Genomic DNA, 23,994 nt, shown 5'->3' with positions numbered 1-23,994 from the left:
AAGTTTTTGATTCCAACTATTTATAATAATCAGAATTCTTTTTTTATATCTCTGATCTTGGATCGAATTGAACGAATTACTTGAATTTGTTCATGACTTTCGTTTGTCTACTCGTCACGCTTACATGATTGTGTTTTCTTAAAGAACTTTTGTCGCTTCAACTTCCGTATCCGCTATATTCCGATGGCATTGCGCCGTCTTTATCTTTTTTGTTTTTCCCTTCGTTTCCGTTGGGACTGCAAAGGTAGAAATCTTTTCTGAACTTCCAAAAACTTTTTGAAGTTTTTTTTCTTTTCCCTTTTTTCGATTTCCGCGTTTAAACTTAAACCGGGCGGGATTTTTGATCCTGCCAGACTTCTCTTAAACCCTTCTTTTTTCATGGCTCCTTCTCTCGAAGTAACCGTCCCTCCCTTGCGGAGTGGTGCAAAGATAGGGAGTTTTCGGGCAGACTTCCAAGCCTTTTGTTTATTATTTTTTAATATTAAAGTTAACTAACTGTAACATTGAACGATTCATTTAAGATAGCTATGCTTTAAACCGTCCTATCAGGTAAAATTAACCAATTAAACGGCCAAGCTGCTTGCTATAAATTTCAGTTCGCCCCCTTCCTTAACAAGCAATTTCACCGCTAAAAAAGCAAGCTAAATATATTTTACGACCTTCTTCAATATCATATAAGGTCGTTATCGAAACAAAAAAGGTCCAGACGAATGTCTGGACCTTCCTATATAAAATAATCGAGTAACGATTAATCTTCTTCTTTCGAAGCCAACAATTGATCGTACTCCTCGCGAGAGCCCACGATTAAATTGCTGTATTGACGGATACCTGTACCAGAAGGGATCAAGTGACCAACAATTACGTTTTCTTTCAAACCTAATAAGTTATCACGTTTACCTGCGATAGCAGCCTCGTTCAACACTTTTGTAGTCTCTTGGAAAGAGGCAGCAGAGATGAACGATTTCGTACCCAATGAAGCTCTGGTAATACCTTGCAACAATGGACTTGAAGTAGCCGGAATTGCTTCACGAACTTCAACAAGTTTTAAGTCACGACGTTTCAGACTAGAGTTCTCTTCTCTCAACTTACGTAAAGAAACAATTTGTCCCGGACGTAAATTATTAGAGTCCCCTGCATCAACAACAACTTTCTTGTCAAACAAAGAATCATTTTCTTCCATGAAATCCCATTTGTTAACGGCTTCTTTTTCTAAGAAACGAGTATCTCCTGGATCTTCGATGTTAACTTTTTGCATCATTTGGTGAACGATCGTCTCGAAGTGTTTATCGTTGATCTTCACACCTTGCAGACGGTATACCTCTTGGATACCATTCACAATGTAATGTTGCACTGCTGATGGACCTTTGATCGACAAGATATCCGCAGGAGAGATCGAACCATCTGATAATGGCATACCAGCTTTCACAAAGTCATTATCCTGAACAAGGATATGTTTAGAAAGAGGTACCAAGTATTTCTTGATTTGACCATCACGAGACTCGATAGACATCTCACGGTTACCACGTTTCACACCACCCAATGTTACCACACCGTCGATTTCTGTTACTACAGCAGGGTTAGAAGGGTTACGTGCTTCGAATAACTCCGTTACACGTGGTAGACCACCTGTGATATCTCGCGTTTTACCTGTAGAACGAGGGATTTTAACGAGGATACCACCTTCTTTCACTGTTACACCATTAGCAACTGCAACGTGGGCGCCTACCGGGATATTGTAGGTACGAATAACCTCTCCCGATTTATCAAGAATCTTGATGGATGGGTTTTTCGTTTTATCACGTGTTTCAATAATTACCTTCTCTTTGTGACCAGTTTGCTCATCTGACTCTTCACGGAAGGTAACACCTTCGATAATTGCGTCAAATTCAACTTTACCAGCAAATTCAGAAATAATTACTGCATTATATGGATCCCATTCGACCAATTTATCGCCTTTAGCTACTGTACCGCCATCCTCAACGAACAACTGTGAACCATAAGGGATATTTTGTTGGAATACGATTTTATTATGTGCATCAATGATCTTAACCTCACCAGAACGTCCTAAGACTACCTGATGTGTGCCATTATCGTTTGTTTGCGAAACAGTACGTACGTTTTCAAATTCGATTTTACCATCGTATTTAGAAATGATACTTGAATCAGCAGCAATGTTCGATGCCGTACCACCCACGTGGAATGTACGAAGTGTCAACTGTGTACCTGGCTCACCAATTGATTGAGCGGCGATAACACCCACAGCTTCACCTAACTGAACACGCTTACCTGACGCCAAGTTACGTCCGTAACAACAAGCACAAACACCACGCTTAGACTCACAAGTTAATACCGTACGAATCTCAATTCCTTCGATACCTGCTTTTTCGATAGTTTCGGCAATTTCCTCAGTGATATCTTCATTTGCAGAAACGATCAATTCGTCAGTATCCGGATGAAGAACATCATGCAATGGTGTACGACCCAAAATACGATCGAACAATGGTTCAACAACATCATCATTATCTTTCAATGCTGTTGTATAAATACCACGTAAACCACCACAATCTTGTTCCACAACGATCATATCTTGCGCTACGTCATGTAAACGACGTGTCAAGTAACCCGCATCCGCTGTTTTCAATGCTGTATCGGCAAGACCTTTACGCGCACCGTGGGTAGAGATAAAGTACTCCAATACGGACAAACCTTCTTTAAAGTTTGACAAGATCGGGTTTTCGATAATCTCACCACCAGAAGTACCTGATTTTTGAGGTTTCGCCATCAAACCACGCATACCACATAACTGACGGATCTGCTCTTTCGAACCACGGGCTCCAGAATCCAACATCATGTAAACTGAGTTGAATCCTTGGTTATCATTCGAAAGAATATCCATAACGTGTGCCGTCAATCTGTTGTTGATACGCGTCCAGATATCGATGATTTGGTTGTAACGTTCGTTGTTTGTAATGAAACCCATGTTATAGTTATTCATTACTTCTTCAACCTCGTTAGTTGCTTGTTGAATCAATTCAGCTTTCGCAGCAGGAATGTTCAAATCTTCCAAGTTGAACGAAAGACCACCTTTGAAGGCCGTTTGATATCCCAATTCTTTCATATCATCCAAGAACTGTGCTGCACGGGCCATACCCGTAGTCTTCACAATTTCACCGATGATATTACGCAAAGATTTTTTCGTAAGCAATTCATTGACAAATCCCATTTCGTCAGGAACAACTTGGTTGAAGATCACACGACCTACAGTTGTTTCTAATAAGGTATCAACGATGCTACCATCTTTTAGTCTAACTTTTGTTTTTACTTTAATCCAAGCGTGAAGGTCAATTTGCTTCTCATTTAAAGCGATGATAACCTCTTCAGCCGAATAGAAAGTCATATCTTGACCTCTTACGATGTGATCGCCAGCAGTTCTACGGCCTTTAGTAATATAGTAAAGACCCAATACCATGTCTTGAGATGGTACTGTGATTGGAGAACCATTCGCAGGGTTTAAGATATTGTGCGCACCTAACATTAAGATTTGGGCTTCCAAAACTGCAGCATTACCAAGCGGTAAGTGGACTGCCATCTGGTCACCGTCAAAATCGGCGTTGAACGCTGTACACACTAATGGGTGTAATTGAATAGCTTTACCCTCTACTAATGTAGGTTGGAAAGCCTGAATACCCAAACGGTGAAGCGTAGGTGCACGGTTTAGCAATACAGGGTGACCTTTCAATACATTTTCAAGGATATCCCATACCACAGGATCTTTACGATCAACGATTTTTTTAGCTGATTTTACTGTTTTTACAATACCACGCTCGATCATCTTACGAATGATAAACGGTTTGTAAAGTTCTGCAGCCATATCTTTAGGAAGACCACACTCGTGTAATTTCAAGTGAGGACCTACAACAATTACCGAACGAGCCGAATAATCCACACGCTTACCTAACAAGTTTTGACGGAAACGACCTTGTTTACCTTTCAAAATATCAGATAAAGACTTCAATGCACGGTTACCTTCTGTCTTAACAGCGTTCACTTTACGTGAGTTGTCAAACAAAGAGTCTACCGCTTCTTGAAGCATACGTTTTTCGTTACGTAAGATTACTTCAGGAGCCTTGATTTCGATCAAACGTTTTAGACGGTTGTTACGGATAATCACACGACGATATAAGTCATTCAAATCCGAAGTCGCAAAACGACCACCATCCAAAGGCACTAAAGGACGTAACTCAGGTGGAATGATTGGAACGATTTTCACAATCATCCATTCTGGACGATTCTCGATATTTTCACGTGAACTACGGAAAGCCTCAACCACATGAAGGCGTTTTAACGCTTCATTTTTACGTTGTTGAGAAGTTTCGTTAGCAGCTTGGTGACGTAAATCGTATGACAATTGATCCAAATCAATACGTTTCAACAAATCTTCTAACGCCTCAGCACCCATCTTGGCAACGAATTTTTGAGGATCGTTATCGTCTAAATATTGATTTTCTTTTGGTAAGGTATCTAAAATATCTAAATATTCTTCTTCAGTCAAGAAGTCCATAAAGTTGATACCATCTTCTTCTTTAATACCAGCTTGGATAACCACATAACGTTCGTAGTAAATGATCATATCCAATTTCTTGGTAGGAAGTCCCAATAAATAACCAATTTTATTAGGAAGAGAACGGAAATACCAGATGTGTGCAACAGGAACAACCAAATTGATGTGTCCCATACGCTCACGACGTACTTTTTTCTCAGTTACTTCAACACCACAACGGTCACATACGATACCTTTATAACGGATACGTTTGTATTTACCACAGTGACATTCGTAGTCCTTCACAGGACCAAAAATGCGCTCACAGAATAAACCGTCACGTTCTGGTTTGTAGGTACGATAGTTAATCGTTTCCGGTTTTGTAACTTCACCACTTGAGCGTTCCAAAATAGTTTCTGGAGAAGCCAAGCTGATCGTAATCGAAGTGAAGTTGCTTTTAATTTTATTATCTTTTTTGTAAGACATACTTATTCAAAAGTTAAAGCTTTATAAAGAAGCTTTGAAGGACTAAGCCCTTCAAAGCCCTATTTGCTTAATTAATCCAATGTGATATCTAGACCCAATCCACGTAACTCGTGTACCAATACGTTGAACGATTCTGGTACCGATGGTGTCGGAAGGTTGTTACCTTTTACGATTGCCTCGTAAGTTTTGGCACGACCAACCACGTCATCCGATTTCACAGTCAAGATTTCTTGAAGGATGTTAGACGCACCGAATGCTTCCAATGCCCAAACCTCCATCTCACCGAAACGTTGACCACCGAATTGCGCTTTACCACCCAGAGGTTGTTGTGTGATCAATGAGTACGGACCGATTGAACGTGCGTGCATTTTATCATCAACCATGTGACCTAATTTCAACATGTAGATTACACCCACTGTCGTCGGTTGATCGAAACGGTCACCTGTCAATCCGTTGTACAAATATGTACGTCCAGATTTTGGTAGGCCAGCTTTCGCAACCCAATCTTGTACCTGATCCATTTCAGCACCATCAAAGATAGGTGTAGCAAATTTCACACCCAATTTTTGACCTGCCCAACCCAATACGGTCTCGTAGATCTGTCCCAAGTTCATCCGTGAAGGTACCCCTAGTGGGTTCAACACGATATCAACTGGTGTTCCATCTTCTAAGAATGGCATATCCTCATCACGTACGATACGTGCAACGATACCTTTGTTACCGTGACGACCGGCCATCTTATCCCCTACTTTCAACTTACGTTTTTTAGCAACGTAAACTTTAGCCATCTGCACAATTCCTGATGGAAGTTCATCACCGACAGATACTGCGAATTTATCACGTTTGAATGAACCTAACTCTTCATTAATCTTGATATTGTAATTATGAAGAGCCATTTTGATCAACTCGTTTTTATCTTCGTCAGTTGTCCATCCCATTGGGTTGATGTTGTTGTAATCTAATTCAGCCAGGATTTTTTGCGTAAACTTAGCTCCCTTAGCAACCAACAACTCTTTATAGACATTGTATACCCCTTGGCTTGTTTTACCATTCACGACAGTGAATAATTTTTCAACCAAACGATCTTTCAATGATTTAACTGCTCTATCGTGAGCAACCTCTAGTTTCTCTAAAGTTTTACGCTCAACCTCTTTAGACATTTTCTTCGCACGCGAGAATAACTTCGTATCAATAACAACACCTTTTAATGATGGTGGAGTTTTCAATGAAGCATCTTTCACGTCACCAGCTTTGTCACCAAAGATTGCACGTAATAATTTCTCTTCTGGAGAAGGATCTGACTCACCTTTAGGTGTGATTTTACCAATTAAGATATCACCACCACCAACTTCAGCACCGATACGGATAATACCGTTTTCGTCTAAGTCTTTTGTCGCTTCTTCAGATACGTTAGGAATATCAGCTGTTAACTCTTCTTCACCACGTTTTGTATCACGAACTTCAAGTTCGAATTCTTCAATGTGAAGAGAAGTAAACCAGTCTTCTTTCGCTACACGCTCAGAAATTACGATCGCATCCTCAAAGTTATATCCTTGCCAAGGCATGAATGCTACTTTCAAGTTACGACCTAATGCCAATTCACCATTTTCAGTTGCATAACCTTCACATAATACCTGTCCTGGTTCAACTCGTTGACCTTTCTTAACGATAGGTTTCAAGTTCATACATGTATTTTGGTTGGTTTTCTTGAATTTGATCAATTTATACGTTTTGACATCATCATCGAATGATACAAGACGATCATCGTCGTTTCTGTCGTAACGGATTTTGATTTCATCAGCATCTACATATTCTACTACACCATGACCTTCCGCATTGATCAATGTACGTGAATCTTTCGCTACACGACCTTCAAGACCAGTACCTACGATAGGAGCTTGTGGACGCAATACAGGCACGGCCTGACGTTGCATGTTCGATCCCATCAATGCACGGTTGGCATCATCATGTTCCAAGAAAGGAATTAATGAAGCCGCAATAGATGTAATTTGGTTTGGAGCAACGTCCATATAATCAAGCATATTAGGCTCGATAATTGGGAAGTCACCCTCATATCTGGCTTTCACTTTCGCATCTTCGAAATTACCTTTGTCATCATACAAAGCATTCGCTTGTGCGATTGTTTTACCATCTTCATCCTCAGCAGATAAATATACGACTGGCTCGTCAACCACAACAACCCCATCTTTTACCTTACGGTAAGGAGTCTCGATAAATCCTAAGTGGTTAATTTTCGCATGTACAGCCAATGAGGAGATCAAACCGATGTTTGGACCCTCAGGAGTTTCAATTGTACAAAGACGACCGTAGTGTGTATAGTGAACGTCACGAACCTCGAAACCTGCACGCTCACGGGAAAGACCACCTGGACCTAAAGCTGACAAACGACGCTTGTGCGTAATTTCAGCAAGAGGGTTAGTTTGGTCCATGAACTGAGACAACTGGTTTGTACCAAAGAACGAATTGATTACGGACGAAAGTGTACGAGCATTAATCAAATCGGTCGGCGTAAACACCTCATTATCACGAATGTTCATACGCTCACGGATTGTACGGGCCATACGAGATAGACCTACACCAAATTGAGCATATAATTGTTCACCTACAGTACGTACACGACGGTTTGACAAGTGGTCAATATCATCTACTTCAGCTTTAGAGTTGATCAAATTGATCAAATACTTCACAATCGCAATGATATCCTCGCGGGTTAATACTTTCGTATCATCCGGAGTTCCCAACTTCAACTTACGATTGATACGGTAACGACCTACATCACCTAAATCGTAACGTTTGTCAGAGAAGAATAAACGATCGATGATACCACGAGCAGTTTCCTCATCTGGTGGTTCAGCGTTACGCAATTGACGATAGATATGTTCTACCGCTTCTTTTTCTGAGTTGGACGTATCTTTTTGTAAAGTGTTATATATAATAGAATAGTCCGCATTGTTTGATTCATCATCTTTCGCTAAGATAATAGACTTAACGCCAGCTTCGATAATCAAATCAATGTGATCTTCTTCTAGAACAGTTTCACGCTCAAGGATAATTTCGTTACGGTCGATAGATACAACTTCACCTGTATCCTCATCCACGAAATCTTCTACCCATTTTTTCAATACCCTAGCCGCAAGACGACGACCAACATATTTTTTAAGACCAGATTTACTAACTTTTACTTCATCCGCTAAATCGAACAATTCTAAGATATCTTTATCCGAATCGTAACCGATAGCACGCAATAAGGTCGTAACTGGGAATTTCTTTTTACGGTCGATGTACGCATACATGACGTTATTTACGTCAGTTGCAAATTCGATCCAAGATCCTTTGAAAGGAATTACCCTTGCAGAATAAAGTTTAGTACCATTTGTGTGTCTACTTTGACCAAAGAAAACGCCTGGTGAACGGTGTAATTGCGATACGATGACACGCTCTGCACCATTTACCACGAAAGTACCTTTAGGAGTCATATAAGGGATAGTCCCTAAATATACATCCTGAACAATAGTTTCGAAATCTTCGTGTTCTTCATCATTACAAGATAACTTTAACTTAGCCTTTAAAGGAACGCTATAAGTCAAGCCGCGCTCGATACACTCTTGGATATCATAACGTGGTGGATCAATGAAATAATCCAAAAACTCTAGCACAAAAATGTTTCTTGAATCAGAAATAGGGAAGTTTTCCGAGAATACCTTGAACAGCCCTTCCTGATGGCGGTTGTCAGAAGTAGTTTCTAATTGAAAAAACTCCTTGAAAGATTCCAATTGCACATCTAAGAAATCTGGATATTCCAATACTTTCTTACTTGTCGCAAAGTTTATTCTTTCTTGTTGAATATTATTGTTTGCCAAGGGAATATGAATTTTAGTTTTAAAAAAACTGCGCTTACACTTATGCTGTAAACCACCTTTCCACTGTGCCCAGCATATACACAGCATAGTGGCGTATTGATATAAATAGGAATAGACTCTGACGAAAAATCGTCAGAGTCTAAACCTTTTCGGGCTAATTAGTTGAGATTATTTAATCTCAACAACAGCACCAGCTTCTTCTAATTGTTTTTTCAAAGCTTCTGCTTCGTCTTTAGATACACCAGCTTTTAATTCTTTAGGTGCACCGTCAACTAAATCTTTAGCTTCTTTCAAGCCTAATCCAGCTAAATCTTTAACCAATTTAACTACAGCTAATTTTTGACCACCAGCTTCTTTCAAGATAACGTCAAATGAAGTTTTCTCTTCTGCAGCAGCAGCACCACCTTCAGCTGGAGCAGCAGCTACAGCAACAGCAGCAGCAGCAGGCTCGATGCCATACTCGTCTTTTAAGATATCAGCTAATTCTTTAACTTCTTTTACTGTTAAGTTAACTAACTGTTCAGCAAGTTGTTTTAAATCTGCCATTTTATTTTGAATTTTTGAATGTACTTTATAAAAATTGTTAATTAAATTGTAACGAATGTTTCTGTTCTAGAGGATTCGTTAACCTCTTTCTTCTAAAGCCTTTACTAAGCCAGCAACAGTATTTCCTCCAGATTGAAGAGCTGAAATAACATTTTTTGCAGGTGACTGCAATGCAGCGATAACATCAGCGATAAGTTCGTTTTTAGATTTAAGATTAACTAATGCAGTTAATTGATTATCTCCAACGAATGCGGTTTGCTCAATGTAAGCAGCTTTCAATACTGGTTTATCACCAGCTTTGCGAAGCTCTTTGATCAATTTTGCAGGTGCATTTGCAACTTCAGAAAATAACATTGTAGAAGCACCTTTTAGTGTTCCAAAAATATCTTCTTCGTCAACACCAGCTTCGATCAATGCTTTTTTGATCAACGTGTTTTTTACCGCTTTAATTTCGATACCTTGCTCGAAACATTTGCGACGGATGCCATTTATTTTTTCAACTGTTAAATCAGCAGTATCGGTAATGTAAAAGTTACCGTAAGATTTAATCTGTTCGGCCAAAGCTAGAACAATTTCTTGTTTTTCTTCTTTTCTCATGATTAAATACCTGCTACTGATTTAGTCTCAATATGAATACCAGGACTCATAGTTGAGGAAATGTGAATACTCTTAAAGTAAGTTCCTTTAGCTGCAGATGGTTTCAAACGAGCTAGAGTTTGTAATACCTCTAGTGCGTTATCATATATCTTATCTGCATCGAACGACGCTTTACCAATAGAAGTATGGATGATACCGGTTTTGTCAACTTTGAAATCGATCTTACCACCTTTTACATCTGTTACAGCTTTACCAACTTCTGTTGTAACTGTACCAGTTTTAGGGTTAGGCATCAAGTTTCTTGGACCTAAAATACGACCCAATTTACCAACTTTAGCCATAACACTAGGCATAGTAATAATGATATCAACGTCAGTCCAACCACCTTCAATTTTGCTGATGTAATCATCTAAACCTACGTAGTCTGCACCTGCCGCTTTAGCTTCTTCTTCCTTATCAGGAGTACACAAAACTAAAACACGAACAGTTTTACCAGTACCGTGAGGTAATGTTGCAATACCACGAACCATTTGATTTGCTTTACGAGGATCTACGCCCAAACGAACGTCGATATCCACAGAAGCATCAAATTTGGTCAATGAGATTTCTTTAACTAAAGCCGAAGCTTCTTTCAAAGAGTATGCTTTACCAGCTTCAATTTTGGATAGTGCCGCTTTTTGATTTTTTGTTAATCTAGCCACTTTTCTTAAATTGATTTCTTAATTAATTGTTCCAAGGAGCATTACCTGATACAGTAATACCCATACTACGTGCTGTACCAGCTACCATTTTCATAGCAGCCTCTACAGTAAATGCATTTAAATCAGGCATTTTATCTTTAGCGATTGTCTCAACTTGTTCCCAAGTGATAGCCGCAACTTTTTTACGGTTAGGCTCGCCAGATCCACTTTTTAATTTCGCAGCGTCTTTCAACTGAACCGCAACCGGTGGAGTCTTGATGATAAAATCAAATGATTTATCAGCGTAAACTGTAATGACAACAGGCAATACTTGACCTGGTTTGTCTTGCGTACGAGCGTTGAACTGTTTACAGAAATCCATGATATTCACACCTTTAGCACCCAATGCAGGTCCTACTGGAGGTGAAGGATTCGCAGCTCCGCCCTTAACTTGTAATTTTACTAACGCACTGACTTCTTTTGCCATTTTGTTTTGAATTTAATTTTGTTAAATGTCTGTTAGTAAGTTGGAAGCAAATAACGTAACATTCATCGATCGGGACGTAACACCCCAACCGAGGTGCAAAGTTAATAAGAAGATTTGAATCCTGCAAGTATCTAACTTTTAATTTTTCAGGAATTTATACTTTTTTTAAAAAGCTGGCATCCATTCGTTTATTTTTCAAATATATCACCGACCGTCTTATTCTCCCCGAGCATAAAAGCCATCAAAACTATTTACCAATACAATAAAAAAACACTAATAACCAACGTATATAGCATGTATTTCATCGGGTTCGGTTTCAAGTTTCTCATCGTTCAACGGTAAAACCCGATAAGGCTACTCTTTAATTTTTAAAATATTTCCCAGTTGACCATTAACCCCTTTAGGCAAAGCGGGGATTCCGTACCTATCGAGATCATTCCAATAGGTGCTCTGATAATCACTGCTTCCTTTCAGAAATATACTTTTTGCAAATTGCTTTTTGTATTCAGTAAATTGATCTGTGGTGATATACTCCTTTTCTAGCACATAAAATTCATCATATGACTCTATCGGCATATATTCAGTTTGGCTCTTTTTTTTAAGACCACCGACAGATGACCTAACCACACTGACCAAATGATCCATTGTTAAATTATCCGGAGTTACATGCGCATACGTTTCTATCGTTACGCCACTATGTTGACGGCCCTGTATTTTAAATATCTTTCGGTCAATTGAGGTACCCGGCGCTACCCGATTTAGATATACCTGCCCTTTTCCCTCGTTGGAAACTTGTACAAAGCCCATGTTTGTACTCCCTTGTTTTATAAACCGCCGACCTTTATCCTCCTCCAATCGAAATCCTTTCGGCAACTGATAGGCGATCGAAGTGTTTTTAAGATTGATCACGCTTGGATTATAGGAAAAAAAAGTTCCCATCTTATCTGCGAGATCTTGCGTAGCACCTTTATTTTCAAAAATGCGGTACTCCTTCAGAATAAACCGAACCTTTTCTTTCTTATTCTTTAGTGGAATATAATACGAAATTATGCCATCGACAAAATATCCCATCTTATCATTAAGTAAAGTAAGGTTCCGAAAATACCCTTTTAAAACAACATAGTCAGCCTTACTCCGATCGCCTATCGCTACCTCATCAATCTTAATTGATCGGGGAACTATTTTGATCTTGCCCATCGTCTTTACTTCCGAAAAAGGCACCATCAAACTACTATAGGCAACATGCTGAAAAGTTAGATTCACGGTTTTTTCCTGTTTCAACGAATCCAACACAACTTCTCCGGCTATATTTGTTGCACCAAGTAAGCTACCGTTATCCGCATACAGATTGACACCACTTATAGGTTCCTGTGTTAGGCTATCAATGACTTTAATTTGTGCATTGGCCAAGACAGAAATCATCGTTAATATCCCGATAACAAATCCTATTCTTATTTCAAATTTCATTTCAGTCCTTTTTATTTGGCCTTTATTAATTAATTAGGGATTAACAGTATCCAATAATCTTCTATAATTCTACTTATTTATTTCTGGTCCTATTATACCCTTCATTAAATGCATCAATAAAGGCGCTACTATTCATGATGACATAAACGATGAGAGCGAGCACCACTACTACTGCTGCAAATTTTAAAAGTTTCTTAATTTCCATAATTATTTAGATTTAACTATTGTCCCAAAAATAGACATTATGATATAGTTGTACCACAACCTGTGGTTATATAGCGACAAATTACCGTTAAATATCAATTAATCAATTGGAGATTTTCACCAAGTTGTTTTACCAGTCCATCGTTGATCGCTGGAATATGATAGTCTTCCAACTTCTCCCAAAATCGTGTCTTATAATTGCTTTTTTGGAGCGTTGTGTAAATACTCTTCGTCAAGCCCTTTTGATTAGATTTATATTCCTCTTCCGTTATATACCCATTCTCCATGACATAAAATTCATTAAGTATCTCACAAGGGATATGGCCGTATTCCTTTTTGCGTTTTAAAGACGCAACAATATTTTGGTAAAGGGCTGTTAAATTGAAAGGCGTCATGCTGTTTAATTCGGTTGCATTATAATTTTCAATTGTAACCTCGTGAAACGTCTTCGCCTCTAGGCTAAAAAGTTTTTCATTCACTACAGTATCTGGCAACACCTTATCCAAATACAATTGAACATTACTTCGATCAGCATCTGTCGTCAGGTGCCCTACCTCATTTCCTTTTTTCAACAAGCGAATACGGCTAGACGTATCGTTTTCCTTAACGAGATCATTTAATCGATCCGCTAATTTTCTATTATCTATTTCCGTAATCCTAGGAATCTGGAAGAAAGATCGCATTTTTGCATTATAATCCTTAGCGACAATAGAATCTACAAACACACGATAATCAATCAATCTATATTTAGGTTTACCCTTCTTCAACGGAATATAAAACTCTACAATTCCGTCCGAAAAATACTTATACTGATGATCAAATGTCTCTAGGGAGCGGAAATACCCTTTCAATACCACGACTTCTTTTGGCTTTGCCGTAACAGTGACTTCTTTTAAGACTTGAGGTCTTGACTCCAAAAAATATAGTTGTTTATCGTCCAGCGATACTAATGAAAAGGTTTTGTTTTCATAGGAGATATGTTGTACCGTAACTGCTAATGGTAGTTTTTGCTTCTTCACTCCATTATCGAGAAACTGAGTTACACCAGTTTTATCTGTAAATCCAATCAATGTCCCTTTTTCATTGTAAATATTTAATGAGGGAATTGGCAACTTATTCTGAGCGCCGACAAACTGTATCTGAGCTTTGCATAATAGCCCGGCTAACAAACAGATCAGAATAAATGTAAATTTTAGTTTCATATGCATAGTCAACCTACTAAAAGGCTACTATATTGGCCATGCCTGTAGCGCAACTCATTATTTTTATACCTATATTTTCATGAGAACGGCTATAAAGCTCACCAATAGATGTAAACCCAATCCATAGATAAAATCAATTACTATCAAGCTATAACCTGTTGCTCTAAGTAACCAGATCAAGCCCTTTTCACCAGAGAGGTGTCCAGCTCCCACAGTAATAAAGCAACCCTGATCTTTGATCAAATTCGGAATAATCGTTATCCAGTTTATATTCAGAATTCTGTTAACTTTACTTTGTTCGTAGCATACATCTTTTATAAAGCTCAACTATTTAGACTTCGCTCAAATATAGCAACATTTTGGCTCCAATCAGAAACACCATTATAAAATGTACAATGTAGCTTATCCCCCATCAATTTCGACTATTTTTTTGGAAATCGATTACTGCACGCCAAAATTTTCTTATCTAAAATATTGATGGATAAAAACCATTAGATTAATAATAGCATGTAGCAATGTGGTATGCCAAAGTCCTGAACCTTTATTCTTAAACTCCATAATAAAAAAGAATAAGACTAAATTTATACCCATCAAAAAAGTATAAATGAAATAATAAGAGCTATATAAATGAGTCAAAGCGAAAAGAAGGGCAGAAATTAAAACTATCCATATTTTTTTCTTTTTAAAAAAAACATATGTAGACAGAAGTTTTACGGGTATAAATTGAAATAGTAATGTCTCAAAAAATGGCCCTAAAATTAGTGCATATATGAATATTTTCAATATACTTTGATCTCGAGTTACCGCATTTGAAACCGATTCAAACTTGAATAAATCAATAAGTATTACGTGACACAAAACATCAATACTCAGATAAGAAACTATCATAAGAGTATATAAATAAAGCACAGGTAATTTCAACAATCGATTTATATATTTTGACATGTATTTCCTTTTTGATGAAACTGTATGATAAGTCTATATGGATAAACCTTTACAACAGTAAGTTATGAAAGAATAATTTAACCGGCTAAAACGGACAATTTTCACATCGTAAATTGTCCGTTTTTCATTTTAGATAGTGATCTTAAGCGACTTCATAAGTTATAAATTAAAACTTTAAGGCATAACTACACCTAACATATAAGGTCTTACCCGTAACGGTTCTTTGCAATGAGCATATGGGGTGAGCATTTTCCAAATAATTCCAAACTTTATAGATTTAAAACCTTGCTTCGCAAAGGATACGAATACAATACCATGAATCAATTCATTAAGAACGACACCGATAATAATGGCAATGCCATAAACCCATCATGCATTCGAAACTTTATGATATAGGCGATCTTTAATTGCCGCCAGCTCTTTCTTTAGATCCCACAATAAATAAAAGGGCACTCCATATAAAACGATGAGACCATCGAAAAACAATAAGCGTATCCTATCAAGGTACTATACTTCCTTTATCTCAAAAAATAACAATCCTAATCAATTGCCGTCAAGCTATAACCTTTTGCTCTAAGTAACGAGATCAAGCCCTTTTCACCAGACAGGTGTCCAGCTCCCACAGCAATAAAGCACCCCTGGTCTTTGATCAAATTCGGAATAATCGTTGTCCAGTTTACATTCCGCCCTGTCAAGAGCTTTTCTTTCTGTTCGACAGACATCCATGTAGGATCCTCAATCAATGCAGTTAATTCTTTGAGGTTTTCATTTTTATAGGCATTGACCATTCTGGCCGTTAGAGCGGGATATTTATCCAACTGCAATACCCAGTCCATAAATAACTTTGGCGTAATCAAGTCTTTCAATAACCCGAATTGATAATCAGCTGTTTCAAGTTCGCCAATTGTTTTACCCTGAGCGGAGGCCAGAGCCGATAGCTCAATTTCATATGATTTCAACTTTGTTGGATCAGGACAATTAAAGCCTTTCATTGAAAATAAGGAAGCCATTGTTACCGGTGAAACATGATCCAATAATTTAATTGAAAGCTGCTGTGCCAACAAGACGCTATCCATTTTACGCACTTCGCTATCGGTAAAGTTTTTAATAAAACTAGGGTCAGGTACGGCAAATGCCTGTAGGACCTCCATATTTTCAGGTTTCGACAGATCCACTTCAAATACGACTTTCTGACTCGAATTAAGCGCATCCAGGCATTTTTGTTTGATCTCAAAATCGTCAGGGCACAACATGTGGATCGTACCAAACAGATAGGAATCTTGTTTAAGTCCATTTCCCGAGATTTTCCACAGCATCGAATTCCCCTGCGCAAAACCACTAAAAGTGATTATAAAAAAAAGTAATAGAAGAATAAAGTGTTTTTTCATCCGTTTAAATTTAAGGTTTTTATTTATTTTTGGCCGCATTAAAACCATCTTCAAATCCTCGAATAAATTCGCCGACATTAGATAGCAGATAGACACAAAATGCCAGAATAGCTATTATTACTACAAATAATAAAATTATTTTAGTTTCCATAAATATTTAGATTTAGTTACTGTCCCAAAAATAAACATTAGGATATATCTATATTACAAGGGTGAGGCTAAAGGAAAAATTAGGAAGTTAAGAATTTATCACACAAGTATTTAGACTAGAATCTCAGCTCAAATATCGTTTTGTAATCACAAATCCGCTGGATTAGTAACCTTTTTCAAAATAAAGCAACCTCCCTCAGTAGGATGATCAAGTACCAGGTTATCTTTATTCTCTTTATAAATTAAATTTAAAATCATGAAATCTCCGACTGCCGCACCAGAGAAGAAAATTGCAAAAAATAAAAGTGGTAAATTTCCAGTAAAAATTGAATAAATCGCGGGTAAAAAGCCAACAAGGAGAAAAGGCATAACTACACCTAACATATAAGGTCTTACCCGTAACGGTTCTTTGCAATGAGCATATGGAGTGAGCATTTTCCAAATAATTCCAAACTTTATGGATTTGAAACCTTGCTTCGCAAAGGATGCGAATACAATGCCATGAATCAATTCATGAAGAACGACACCGATAATAATGACAATACCATAAACCCACCATGCATTCGAAGCTTTATTATATAGGCTATCTTTAATTGCCGCCAGCTCTTCCTTTAGATCCCACAGTAAACAAAAAGGTATCCCGTATAAGAGAATGAAAACAGCGAAAAACAACATGCCTATCATGTTAGCTTTAGACATACTAATCAATCTCGGCTCTACAACAAACCCTGGATAATCTATTAATTCATTCATTAATTTTCTCACATTATTCTCATCAACTACTCTTCAATTGCCAATAGCACAAGTCAAAACACCATTACTTTCTTTGAACTAGGGTAGAAAAAGTAATAATGTCTTCAAATTATATTTATAGAAGATGCTTTTCTCCTATAAATTTATACCATAGTTTATTCTTATAGCCTGCGATTCATCATTATTTAGTGGTATTAATTTATATACGGGCTTTATTTTTTTGATTATGTGCAACCATTGCACGGATAAGTAGCAAAATTAGAAAAATTCGATAGCCAAATATAATAATCAAGTTATGACTTTTTACTAACAACATAATTTAAATATCTTAATTTAAAGCCCAATCCAATGGAATAATTCTTATATTCACAACTTTTTAATAATTTCAATATCATGCTACTCTCCCCTTTTTTACTTATTTTGGGCCCATATATAAATAAAATGTTAACATTAATAGAAAACCGAAACCTAATAATTCACGTGTGCATTTCTTTCATATCTGGAAACTGTAAATAAGATAACGCCAAACAAGATACTCCTAATCAGAAGACTTGCAAACCCTCCTTCTATCCCATAATTTCCTCCCAACCAATAATCATTGGTTGGCAAAATAAGACTATATAAACCACTTTTTGTTGTTCCACTCATTGGAAGTGAAAATAACCATTGAATATAATTCCAACCGAAGTGTAATCCAACAGGATAATATATAGATTTCGTATGAATATAAGCATATGCATAAATTATACCACCTAGAAAATGGGAAGCAAATGCTGTGGTCGTAAAATGAGAATTTCCTAGATGACATGCAGCAAATAACACAGCGGAAATTATTACTGATTTTTTCTTATTAAAAAATCTACTCAACCCGCGAATCAAATAATACCGAAAGACAATCTCTTCAAAAAAAGCTGTACAGATACATATTAGAAAGATATTAAATTGATCAGACATGGTAATAGTATTGGAGGCTATATCTAAGCCAAACAATAGAAAAAACACAATCAATATAATACTTGATTGTAAAGTACCAAATATTAAAAGTTTTATTTTTTGTTTCAATAAATCAAAATTAGGACGAACCTAAGTAGTAAAGTACTTAGGTTCTTACGTAAAATAGTTTTTATTTTCAAAGCACTAAATTACCCATGAATTGCTGTAGGGCCACCAATGGATCCATCTAGATCTCTCTGTTGAGCCTGAAAAAATCGACCTAAAACCCAAAAAAAAGCTTCTGTCATACCATCTCCACCGTTTACTTCAATAATCTCAGAATTAGTCAATTCTGTTAGTTCTATTTTGTTCATAAATTTACAAGTTTATAAAGCTTCACCATTTATTCCTCTTTCAAATGCAGCAACGTTTTGTCTCCAATCAGCAACGACATTATATAAAAATGTCCCCAAAGCAGCTTGCCACCATCCCCCATCAACTACTTCCATTTCTTTCGCATCCATTTCCTGAACACCGAAACCTTTTAAATCTAATGTATTCATTTTTTTGATTTATAAAAAATTAGTCCCTACTCTATTGTTAGCCTTTTCGGATTCCTGCTCTATTGATCAACACTACTAAATTACTTTTGCTCAATGCACAAAAAAAGCATTCAGAAAATGATTTGAAATAAAATTATCACCCGCATTTGCTTGTCTCATCTGATTTAAATCAAGCAAATGAATATTTTCCTGCTGAACCTCTACCTTGATTTGGATTGAATAGTCTTTTTCATAGTAATACGTATTAAGCGATCTATCAAAAGTAATTGGAGCACCAATATCTCTAAGATATTCAATAATACGGGCCAATCGTGACACAGAAAGCCCGAGGCGGACTGCTAGTTCTGACTGCGTCCCCTTCCTTCTTTGGCGGATCAACTTGTCCAACAAATTAATCCGATCTATATATTGAAATAGCTTCATAATGATTTTAATTTATCGATCCATAAATCTGATAGCGCAGCATGAGCTGATTGAACACCACAGTATATTTGCTGCGGATCGTTTCCGACTCCGCTTTAATCAAATTACTTTTACTCGTATTGACATCATAGATCGATGCCTTGCCCGCTTCAAAACTCCGCAAGGTGTAATCCAAAGATTGCGCTGTTGCCGTGCTCGCTTCTACCGCAATACCATATTGCTTTCTGTTCTCATCCAATTCAAGCAATAGCTTATCTAAGATCTGCTGCTGAGCAAACTTTTCATTATCAATCGCCAATTGTATATTTTGCTGGTTCAAGTCGATCTGCTTCAACTGACGTTTTGTTTTTCCTTTGTTGAAGATGGGCACCGAAACCGTCACAGCGAGCTGCTGGGCAAAGTTGTCTTTACTCTGTACAAAAAAAGATCGCGTATTGTCCGCTTTAAAAGCATTGAAATAGGTACTTCCCAAGCCAGCGGATCCCTTTACCGTCGGAAATAACGCTGCTTTAACCAACTTGGACTCGACCTCAAGTCCAACAGCTTGACTTCGAAACTTAGCAAATACCGGATTATGCAAATAAGCTTCTTCCCGCAGGTTCGATATATCCGAAAAAGTATGCTCTTGCAGAAGATCACTCTCCGCTACTGGGACAGCCAGGCTTAAGTTATTATAGTCCGGGTAGTTCATCAGCTGGGCTAGTTTGAGCAAGGACTGTTGTCTATCTTTGTGATATTGTTGGTATTGCTGTTTCTCCCGTGCCAGATTGGCTTTTGCTTCGGCAACTACCGACACTGCTGTTGCCCCTACCGCCGTACTTTTCTGGGCCTTATCCAAGAGTTGCTGTGAAAACTGCATGGCCGAATCCTGTGAGACCAGCAGTGCCTGAGCCAGCAAGGTCTGCAGATAGGCTTCCATCAGCTGAACGGTAAGATTCCGTTTCAATATCTCTTTTTCGATATGTTCCTGTTCCGCTTCGGAAGCAGCTTTCTTGGCCTGGTTTCGAAAATAGTTATATTGGTATAGGGTCAGCTCCGCATTGATCCCCATGTTGCTATTCAGGTTGTCATTGCGCCGAATCGTACCAAACACATCCTGTGATGATCCAAAAGTGGTATAACCATTTGCGTAGCCGCTCACACTTGGCAAGCGTTCCCGCACTGCCATTTCCTGATCCAGCACTTTTATCTTAGCCTTGATGTCCTGCTGTTTGATCGGCAGATGATGAGCCACAGCATAGTCGATACAATCCTGTAAAGTCCAGGCTCGCTGCGCCAGTACATTCGTAGATAACAGTATGTTTATAGTAATAAACCAACACTTTATCCTACTTCTTTGATAATTGTTCATCATTGAATAAAAAACAACAGTTAGTTTAACACGATCGATTGCTTTTTCCACATATCCTTATAGGCAGACTCTTGGGCTAACAACTGATTATGCTCCCCTTGTTCGATAAGTACACCATCTTTAAGCACCATAATGGTATCGGCCTCGGCAATCGTACTCAACCGATGGGCAATCACAATCATCGTCTTACCCGAATCTTTAAAGCGACGGAATGCCCGCTGGATTACCTGTTCTGTTGAAGTATCCAAAGCTGAAGTTGCTTCGTCTAAAATCAGAATGTCCGGATTGCGGTATAATGCTCGTGCAATGGCAATTCGTTGCCGCTGTCCACCGGATAGCATGGATCCATTTTCACCCAGCTGAGTTTCAAAACCGGCTGGCAACTTTTCAATAAAAGACATCATGTCCAATTCATTGACCACCTGCAAGAGACGCTGAAAATTGGGGATATCCTCACCAACAGCAATATTGCTGACAATATTACCCGAAAAAAGATCGATCTGTTGGGGCACGATGGCAATGCGTTCCCGAAGGGAGCTCTTCGAAATATAGTTCAGATCGTATTGCCCAATAGAAATCTTCCCCTCCTGTAATGGATACAGCTGTTGAATAAGCGCTCCCAGCGTAGTCTTACCGCTTCCACTTTCTCCGATCACAGCCGTCATCTTGCTCTGTTGTATCCGGCAGCTAAAATTTCGGAATACCTCTACCCGTGATCCGTAAGAAAAACGAACATTATCAAAGACAATATCCCCAACCAGATCCGAAGTAAGCTGTAATTTTTCTTCTGATTCTTCGCGCTCCAGATCCATAATTTCAAACAGGCGATCTGCTGCAATCAATGCATTTTGCAATGTCTTGTTCATGCCGATCAATTGCGTCACCGGACCTGTAAAATAACCGATCAGGGCGTAAAATGAGAGTAGTTCTCCCGGTGTGATCGTACGTTCGATCACATAGTATGAGCCAACCCATAAGAGGATAATGGTAAATAACCGTGACAATAACTCGCCAGAGGTACTGGAAAACAAGCCATTCATCACCGAGGCATAAATGGTTTTCAATACATGCGAAAACCGATTGTCTGTACCACTATTAAAATAAGTTTCAATACCAAACTGCTTGATAGTCTTGACCGAATTGAGCGATTCGACCAGATGAGATTCCAGTTCGGCCCCTTCTTCCATCATCCGGCGCTCTACTTTTTTGTTCAGTTTATTCGAAAGCCAATAGACCCCAAGATAAAAAGGGATAACAAGCAACATGATCAAAGCCAGCTTCCAGAAGTAGGTAAACATAAGCGCAAAGGAAAAGACTACGATCAACACATTAACGACCGCTTGTATGGCTACATCGTTGATAAAAGCACGAATTTTGACTGCATCATTGACCCGCGATATAATCTCGCCTACTTTCATTGTATCAAAGAAGCGTTGCGGAAGGCTCAGCAAGTGCTTATAGTAACCCAAAATCAGGTATTTATCGATCCTTTGCCCCGTCTGCAGGACCATGACACTTTTCAATGTACCAATGAGCAACTGAAAAATCAGAATGACCAACATACCGATCGAAAGAAGGTTCAATAAGCGCAGATTGCCATCGACCAGTACATAATCGGTAATTTTCTCAATGTAAAACGATGTTGAAAGCCCCAGCAGCGTATACACAGCAGCTCCCACCAGTGCCTGAACGATCACCGAGCGATGCGGCCGGATCAGATTCCAGAATCTCTTGTAAACATCGATCTTCTCATTTTTCTGTTCAAAATATTCATTGGGTTCCATTAAGATCAACACCCCAGTCCAAATCTTCTGAAAGGCCTCAAAGGTATATTTTTCTACTTTTCCCAAACCAGGATCCATCACCGTAATTTTATCCTTTTCCACCTGATAGATTACCACATAGTGTTGGAGCTGCTCTTTGAGCACAACATGGGCAATTGCTGGTAAAGGTCTCTGCGGAATGGCATCTATAGCGCCCTTGACACCTTTGGCATTAAAACCCATTTGTTGCAGTCCTTGAACCATACCTAACACATTGGTACCACGCGTATCGGTGTGACAGAATTGTCTAATCTTGGCAATAGGAATATGTGTACCATAATAGCCCGCAATAGAAGCCAGACAGGCCGCCCCACAGTCACGGATATCGTGCTGCTTAATGCAAACAGGAGATTTTTTCATTACAAATTTACTGTTGTCAGATTAATAAAGAAATTTTTATAATGCGCTCGTTTTAGCGCCAAGATTTGGATTGAACAGATTGTCGGCCCGATCGAACAGGAGCTGCCATAACGTACGGTCCAAGAGGTAAAACCGCGCATTAAATGTATTTCCCTTTCCTACAAAGGCCTTATTTCCATTGGGGAGGCTCAGAAAGTTTTGATCCATACGGCACCTGACCTTAAAAAAGGATCCTTTTTGTTGATCGTTTACCAGATTGTAGTCAATATCATGCACTGTCCCCGAAAGAAATCCCCATTGGTTATAATTATACGTGTCCATCTGGAATTTGACCGATTGATTCTTTTTAATATAGCCGATCGATTTGGCAGGCACCATACATTCAGCTATAAGCTGATCCTCTGGCGAAATTTCCAAAATATCCTGTCCCTGCACGAGCTGTCCTCCTTTTTGATATCCTTTAAAATTAACCACTGTACCTGTTATGGGCGCTCGAACAATATAATTTTGACCATCAATCAAGATAGACTTTTTCTCGGACGACAGCGACTGTGCTTTCTGTTTCAGTTCGACCAACTTAGCGCTCCATTGCGCCATCTGCTGCTTCCGTATCGTCAAAAACTGATTTTCAAGTTGTTCAAAAGAGTATTGCGTTTTATCAAGTTCTGCTTGGGACACCACCCCCTGGCTGAATAGCTGATTATGTCGGTCCAGTTCACGGCGTGCTAAGGTAAGCTGCGACTGTATTTCAGACATACGTTGTTCCATGGACAGATATTCCAATTGATATTGTCCACTTTGCAGACTTTTTGCCCTACCATCAAGAATAAGTTTTAGATCAGCGATTTGCCTCGCATAGTCATCCGTTAAACCCTTATTTAGAGACAATTTATTTTCCAGATCTTCGGAAACAATGATTAGTAGTGTATCCCCCTGTTTTACCTGCTGATTGTTGCCTACTATACGGTTGTCAATAATACGGCAACTGACCAAGGATAGCATCTTTGTATTCTCCATCGTAGGCCTGACGATTCCCTGTGCCGAAATTGAAATCGGCACTTTGATAAGCGGTAATAATATCAACCCTATAATTATAGCCACTATCAGCAGCAGGTATATAATATTTGTTCTTTTCATCTTGGTTTTAATCAACAATACAAAACTGTCTATTGTTGATTAAATCCACCACAACCTGAGGTTGTATTTTTAAATTTC

Annotated in this window: 21 protein-coding genes; all 21 read right to left on the bottom strand. The window is 38.4% G+C overall.

Annotated elements, in window-relative coordinates:
• Positions 1-748: 748 nt before the first annotated feature.
• A complete protein-coding gene (gene rpoC / locus IQ31_RS21465; protein ID WP_145329987.1) occupies positions 749-5,026 on the bottom strand; it encodes a DNA-directed RNA polymerase subunit beta' in 4,278 nt (1,425 codons plus the stop codon).
• A gap of 71 nt (positions 5,027-5,097) precedes the next feature.
• Complete coding sequence (rpoB, locus tag IQ31_RS21460) at positions 5,098-8,907, bottom strand: DNA-directed RNA polymerase subunit beta (protein ID WP_046672286.1); 3,810 nt, start codon at positions 8,905-8,907, stop codon at positions 5,098-5,100.
• Positions 8,908-9,075: 168 nt separating this feature from the next.
• Positions 9,076-9,453 carry a 50S ribosomal protein L7/L12 gene (rplL, locus tag IQ31_RS21455; RefSeq protein ID WP_002992785.1) on the bottom strand — a complete coding sequence of 126 codons (378 nt, stop codon included), beginning with the start codon at positions 9,451-9,453 and terminating at the stop codon, positions 9,076-9,078.
• 78 nt (positions 9,454-9,531) lie between these two features.
• Entirely contained in the window at positions 9,532-10,050 is a 519-nt protein-coding gene (gene rplJ / locus IQ31_RS21450) for a 50S ribosomal protein L10 (RefSeq protein WP_070566325.1), read from the bottom strand.
• Between the two features lie 2 nt (positions 10,051-10,052).
• Positions 10,053-10,751 (bottom strand): 50S ribosomal protein L1, encoded by a 699-nt coding sequence (gene rplA, locus IQ31_RS21445; protein ID WP_046672240.1) that lies wholly within the window; start codon positions 10,749-10,751, stop codon positions 10,053-10,055.
• Between the two features lie 22 nt (positions 10,752-10,773).
• The gene (gene rplK / locus IQ31_RS21440; protein WP_070566323.1) at positions 10,774-11,217 is read right to left on the bottom strand and encodes a 50S ribosomal protein L11; all 444 of its coding nucleotides are present in this window, start codon (positions 11,215-11,217) and stop codon (positions 10,774-10,776) included.
• A 354-nt stretch (positions 11,218-11,571) separates the two neighbouring features.
• Complete coding sequence (locus IQ31_RS21435) at positions 11,572-12,684, bottom strand: hypothetical protein (RefSeq protein ID WP_145329985.1); 1,113 nt, start codon at positions 12,682-12,684, stop codon at positions 11,572-11,574.
• Positions 12,685-12,983: 299 nt separating this feature from the next.
• Positions 12,984-14,090: a hypothetical protein gene (locus IQ31_RS21430; protein WP_145329983.1), complete on the bottom strand. Its 1,107-nt coding sequence runs from the start codon at positions 14,088-14,090 to the stop codon at positions 12,984-12,986.
• A gap of 69 nt (positions 14,091-14,159) precedes the next feature.
• A complete protein-coding gene (locus IQ31_RS28290) occupies positions 14,160-14,417 on the bottom strand; it encodes a TraB/GumN family protein (protein WP_075991188.1) in 258 nt (85 codons plus the stop codon).
• Positions 14,418-14,552: 135 nt separating this feature from the next.
• Positions 14,553-14,978, bottom strand: coding sequence for a CPBP family intramembrane glutamic endopeptidase (locus IQ31_RS28285; RefSeq protein ID WP_075991187.1), 426 nt, complete (start codon positions 14,976-14,978; stop codon positions 14,553-14,555).
• A gap of 231 nt (positions 14,979-15,209) precedes the next feature.
• Complete coding sequence (locus IQ31_RS28280) at positions 15,210-15,380, bottom strand: DUF3267 domain-containing protein (protein WP_368072491.1); 171 nt, start codon at positions 15,378-15,380, stop codon at positions 15,210-15,212.
• Between the two features lie 194 nt (positions 15,381-15,574).
• Positions 15,575-16,423, bottom strand: a complete 849-nt coding sequence (locus IQ31_RS21410) for a TraB/GumN family protein (protein WP_158638949.1) — start codon at positions 16,421-16,423, stop codon at positions 15,575-15,577.
• A gap of 19 nt (positions 16,424-16,442) precedes the next feature.
• Entirely contained in the window at positions 16,443-16,574 is a 132-nt protein-coding gene (locus IQ31_RS28110; RefSeq protein ID WP_262507981.1) for a hypothetical protein, read from the bottom strand.
• A 146-nt stretch (positions 16,575-16,720) separates the two neighbouring features.
• Positions 16,721-17,326 (bottom strand): DUF3267 domain-containing protein, encoded by a 606-nt coding sequence (locus tag IQ31_RS21405; protein WP_070566313.1) that lies wholly within the window; start codon positions 17,324-17,326, stop codon positions 16,721-16,723.
• 468 nt (positions 17,327-17,794) lie between these two features.
• Positions 17,795-18,388, bottom strand: coding sequence for a CPBP family intramembrane glutamic endopeptidase (locus IQ31_RS21400; protein ID WP_070566311.1), 594 nt, complete (start codon positions 18,386-18,388; stop codon positions 17,795-17,797).
• A gap of 80 nt (positions 18,389-18,468) precedes the next feature.
• Entirely contained in the window at positions 18,469-18,633 is a 165-nt protein-coding gene (locus tag IQ31_RS27425; RefSeq protein WP_157625908.1) for a hypothetical protein, read from the bottom strand.
• Positions 18,634-18,645: 12 nt separating this feature from the next.
• Positions 18,646-18,822, bottom strand: a complete 177-nt coding sequence (locus tag IQ31_RS27420; protein WP_157625906.1) for a hypothetical protein — start codon at positions 18,820-18,822, stop codon at positions 18,646-18,648.
• A 90-nt stretch (positions 18,823-18,912) separates the two neighbouring features.
• Positions 18,913-19,245, bottom strand: a complete 333-nt coding sequence (locus tag IQ31_RS21395; protein ID WP_115047371.1) for a hypothetical protein — start codon at positions 19,243-19,245, stop codon at positions 18,913-18,915.
• 7 nt (positions 19,246-19,252) lie between these two features.
• Entirely contained in the window at positions 19,253-20,599 is a 1,347-nt protein-coding gene (locus IQ31_RS21390) for a TolC family protein (RefSeq protein WP_145329981.1), read from the bottom strand.
• Positions 20,600-20,616: 17 nt separating this feature from the next.
• Positions 20,617-22,779, bottom strand: a complete 2,163-nt coding sequence (locus IQ31_RS21385) for a peptidase domain-containing ABC transporter (protein WP_145329979.1) — start codon at positions 22,777-22,779, stop codon at positions 20,617-20,619.
• Between the two features lie 36 nt (positions 22,780-22,815).
• On the bottom strand, positions 22,816-23,916 hold the full coding sequence (locus tag IQ31_RS21380; RefSeq protein WP_115047365.1) for an HlyD family secretion protein: 1,101 nt from the start codon (positions 23,914-23,916) through the stop codon (positions 22,816-22,818).
• Between the last annotated feature and the right edge of the window lie 78 nt (positions 23,917-23,994).

It is taken from the genome of Sphingobacterium siyangense, from assembly GCF_007830445.1.
Classification (GTDB): domain Bacteria; phylum Bacteroidota; class Bacteroidia; order Sphingobacteriales; family Sphingobacteriaceae; genus Sphingobacterium; species Sphingobacterium siyangense.
Note: the sequence above shows the minus strand (reverse complement) of the source record. Positions and strands in the feature narration are given on the sequence as shown.